The sequence below is a fragment of the Candidatus Sericytochromatia bacterium genome (assembly GCA_035285325.1).
Lineage (GTDB): Bacteria > Cyanobacteriota > Sericytochromatia > S15B-MN24 > JAQBPE01 > JAYKJB01.
The window spans coordinates 1-3,657 of the sequence record JAYKJB010000091.1 but is presented as its reverse complement, the minus strand read 5'-3'; the positions used below and the strand labels follow the sequence as shown (position 1 = coordinate 3,657).

Annotated in this window: 3 protein-coding genes; 2 read left to right on the top strand and 1 reads right to left on the bottom strand. The window is 67.1% G+C overall.

What is annotated here, in order from left to right; all coding sequences use genetic code 11:
- A partial coding sequence (locus tag VKP62_12010; protein ID MEB3197917.1) for a hypothetical protein occupies window positions 1-2,148 on the top strand: 2,148 nt, incomplete at its 5' end.
- Window positions 2,149-2,511: 363 nt separating this feature from the next.
- Here the strand turns inward: VKP62_12010 and VKP62_12005 are convergent.
- Window positions 2,512-2,913: a lytic transglycosylase domain-containing protein gene (locus VKP62_12005; GenBank protein ID MEB3197916.1), complete on the bottom strand. Its 402-nt coding sequence runs from the start codon at window positions 2,911-2,913 to the stop codon at window positions 2,512-2,514.
- Between the two features lie 145 nt (window positions 2,914-3,058).
- Between VKP62_12005 and VKP62_12000 the strand changes: the two genes are divergently transcribed.
- The coding region (locus VKP62_12000; GenBank protein MEB3197915.1) for a glycosyltransferase family 4 protein at window positions 3,059-3,657 on the top strand (599 nt) is incomplete at its 3' end.

Below are 3,657 nucleotides of genomic sequence, written 5' to 3'. Positions count from 1 at the left end.
CAGCTGCGGGATAGCCTGGCTTCCACGGTGGTCTCGCTGACCAGCATTCCGGAGTACCAGACGCAGGCGGTGGTCGACACCACCAGTTCCTTGCGTCGAAGCAGTCCCGCGGTGGACCAGCTCCTGGAGACGATCAAGGTGTTGTTGTTGGGGCAGGACCGATTGGGTGAGGGGCTCCCTGCGCTGGATGTCCCCCTGGCAGGTCCTTCCGCGCTGGTCGACGATGGCGCGGGCGGCTTTCTGATTGCCGAGGAACGCCCGGGCCGTCTGCGCCAGGTGAGCGCGGCCGGTGTCCTGACCACGTATATGGATCGCATGCAAGGGCGCTACAAGTTCAACATGGGCGCAATTTCCGACGTGTTCCGCACCTCCGAAGGCGCCCTTTACCTGGCCGGGACGCAGACTCAGGGCCACGGGGTGCATCGCCTCTCGCCCGACGGCACCCTGACCCAGTTGGTGGGGACGCAGGCCCGTGGACGTTCCACGGTGGGCGCGTCCGCGCTCGCGTCGGAGGCCTGTCCGGAGTCGCTCTGGGTGGACCGCGATGGCACACTCTGGTTTGGCGAGGATGGCAAGGTGGCCGGTGGGGTGCGTGTGCTGAGCGTGGGAGCGGACGGTATTGTGCGTGAACCGGCCCCCGCGTTGCCGGCGTGGGGCGATGCCAAGGTGGTGGGGCTGGTACGGGGAAGTGATGGCGCACTGTACGCGTTGATCGGGATCACCGGCGCCAAGGGCCAGATTGCCCGCCTCGCGCCTGGGGAGACGCAATGGAAAAAATTCGCCGAGGTCGAGGAGACCGGAAGCTTCGGGGATCTGGCCAATGCGCCTGATGGTGGCCTTTGGGTGGCACTCGACCGTTCGGGCAGATTGCTCTGGCTGGGCCTCGACAAGAAGCGCCGGGTGGTCTTGGACCGCGCGGCCAACAGCCCGATCGGGAAACCCTGCGACCTGTTGCCGCAACCGGACGGTTCCGTGCTGGTGATCGATGCCGACACCTCGCTGGTCCACCGCGTGACCCGGGAGGGGCAGACCAGCTTGCTGGCCGGCCTCGACCCGAAACGGCCCTTCGACCCGGCCAAGGGCGTCGCCCTGAACGTTCCGCAGGGACTGGCGCTGGACGCTCAAGGGCGTCTGCTGATAGCCGAGATGGGCGGCAATGCCGTCCAGGCCTGGAAAGATGGCAACCTGACCCGCTTGTCCGGCGGCGTGATGGGCGGAACCACCGCCACGCAGACGCTCGACCTGGCGCGATTCAACGGTCCCAATGCCCTGTTGGCCAGAAATGGCCTGTTGTACGTGGTCGATCGGCTCAACTTCGCCGTGCGCGTGATCGACGAAGCCGCCGGCGAGGTGCGGGTGCTGGCAAAAAATTCTGCTCCCGTGCCGATGCGCCTTTCCGCCGGACAGACGCTGGCCCCCAATGCGGTGAACCTGCTGGATTGCTTCGGCTTCACCGCTGCTTCCCAGGGACCGTTCTATTTTTCAGCCGTCTATCGCAACCAGGTGGTCCGGCTGCAGGAGACGGGCCAGGCGCAGTTGCTGGCAGGCAGCGGCGAAAAGGGCGACGCCGGGGATGGTGGCCCGGCGGACCAGGCGCAGTTGGAGCGTCCCGGTGGACTGGGGGTCACGCCCCAAGGTGACTTGCTGATCACCGACGTGGGCAACTTCCGGGTACGGCGGGTGCTGCAACCGCAGGGCAATGCGCCACGCATCGAGGCGTTCATGGGCGTCCCGCTGGCCCAGAGCATCGGCCGGCTCAGCGCCTCCTATGCGGGTGCTGACGAGGGCAAGCCAGCTACCGAGGTGGCCATGGCCGCCCCGGCGGCCCTCTGTTACGACCCGGAGGGGAACCTTTATGTGGCGGAGCTCGGCACGGTCTATTCCCACGCCCTGTTCAACCTACCGGGTGGGGCCCCCCTGATCGACTTCAGCACCCTGCCCGTGGTGCCGGCCCGCATCCGGCGGGTTGATCGGGAGGGCCGGGTCACCACCCTGGTCGGCCCCGGGGGCCGATTTCTGACCGACCCGACCGCGGTCGACGCCCTGGTGCTGCCCACCTCGTTGCTGGTGGACGGCCAAGGGCGCCTGGTCGTGGCGGATGCCGGGGCCAACCTGGTGCGTTTCTTCCCGCTGCGTGCGATACCCTGACGTCGCGGACGGTTCTCTGAACCGTTCGCGACGTCAGCCTCGCCCCACGCCCAGGGGAACCCGTCAGGTCCCGTGCCAACCCGAAAATCCCAAACACCCTCCCGACCCCGAGGGGTTGGGAGGGCGCTTGGGTTCTTGGTCCCCGTGTGGATTGGAGGTAGGAGAGAGGGATGTTGGAGAGAGTAGGAGAGAGAAGGAGAGTAAGAGAGAGGGAGAGATGATTGGAGAGAGAAGGAGAGTAGGAGAGAGGGAGGGATGTTGGAGAGAGTGGGAGAGCAGGAGAGAGAGGGATGTTGGAGAGGGTGGGAGAGTAGGAGAGAGAGGGAGGATGAAGACAGCAGGAGAGAGCGGCGAAAAGAGCGTTCAGGCGCTGCCGAGGACGCGCTGCACGTAATTGCGCGTTTCCCGGTAGGGTGGAATCCCGCGGTGTTTCTTCACGGCCCCGGGCCCTGCGTTGTAAGCGGCCACGGCCAGGTCTTCGCGGCCGCCGAACATCCGCAACATCTGACCCAGGTAGCGGATCCCGCCGGCGAGATTTTGAAGCGGGTCATAGGGATTGCGCACGCCCATCGCTCGGGCCGTGGCGGGCATCAGTTGCATCAAGCCCTGGGCACCTTTGTGGCTGCGGGCCCGGACCCGGCCGCCCGATTCGGCGCGGATCACGCGCATTGCCAAGCGAGTCGGCACGCCGTGCTTGGCCGCTTGCTGGCGAATGAACGCGGCATATGGGGAGGCGGAGGCCTGGTGGCTGCGAACACGGGACATCGGGGGGCTCCTTGCCGGGCTTCTGGCGACGGCGGTTCGGGAGGGGGTGCGAGCCTGACTGCGGCTCACGAAAGGGTTGTCCAGGCATCCGCCAACGTTTCACCAACACCCCGGATGGACGGGTGTTAAGATTGGGTAGTCGTTCATGCCGCGCCTTCTTTACGCCTCCTTCGATGCCGTGCCGGCCCCCAAAGGGGCCAGTCGCCACATCCAAGCCCTGCTCGACGGCTTGCTGGCAGCGGGCTGGGAGGTGGACCTCGCCACCTTGGCCGCGCGGGCACAGCCGAGTTTTCCGCCGGAGATCCGCCACCACGCGCTGCCAAGGGATGCGTCGCGCAACCTGCTGGAACGCGCCGATACCTTCGGCGCCCACGTGCTGGCGCTGGCCCAGCAGGGCCCGCATGCCCTCTGGCACGTGCGCGATGTCTGGCAGGGCGTCCCGCTCGCCCTGTGGCGGGCGCAGACGGGGGGCCGGACGCCGCTGGTCTGGGAGGTCAACGGCCTGCCCAGCTTCGAGTTACCGGTGCATCTGCCTGGCCTGGCCAACCAACCAGCCCTGCTGACGCGCTTGCGCAAGCTGGAGCAGTATCTGCTGCAGGCGGCCGACCGGCTGGTCACCGTCAGTCCGGTGACGGCTCGCTGTCTGGTCGATCTCGGCGCCGAGGCGAAGCGCGTCGAGGTGGTGCCGAACGGCGTGACGCTGGCGGACTATCCGCCAAGGGCCGATGACGACGAGGGGCCAGA

Bases quoted from the DNA above. Each gene is read 5' to 3' on its own strand.
- VKP62_12005 (MEB3197916.1), bottom strand. From the start codon at position 2,913: ATGTCCCGTGTTCGCAGCCACCAGGCCTCCGCCTCCCCATATGCCGCG.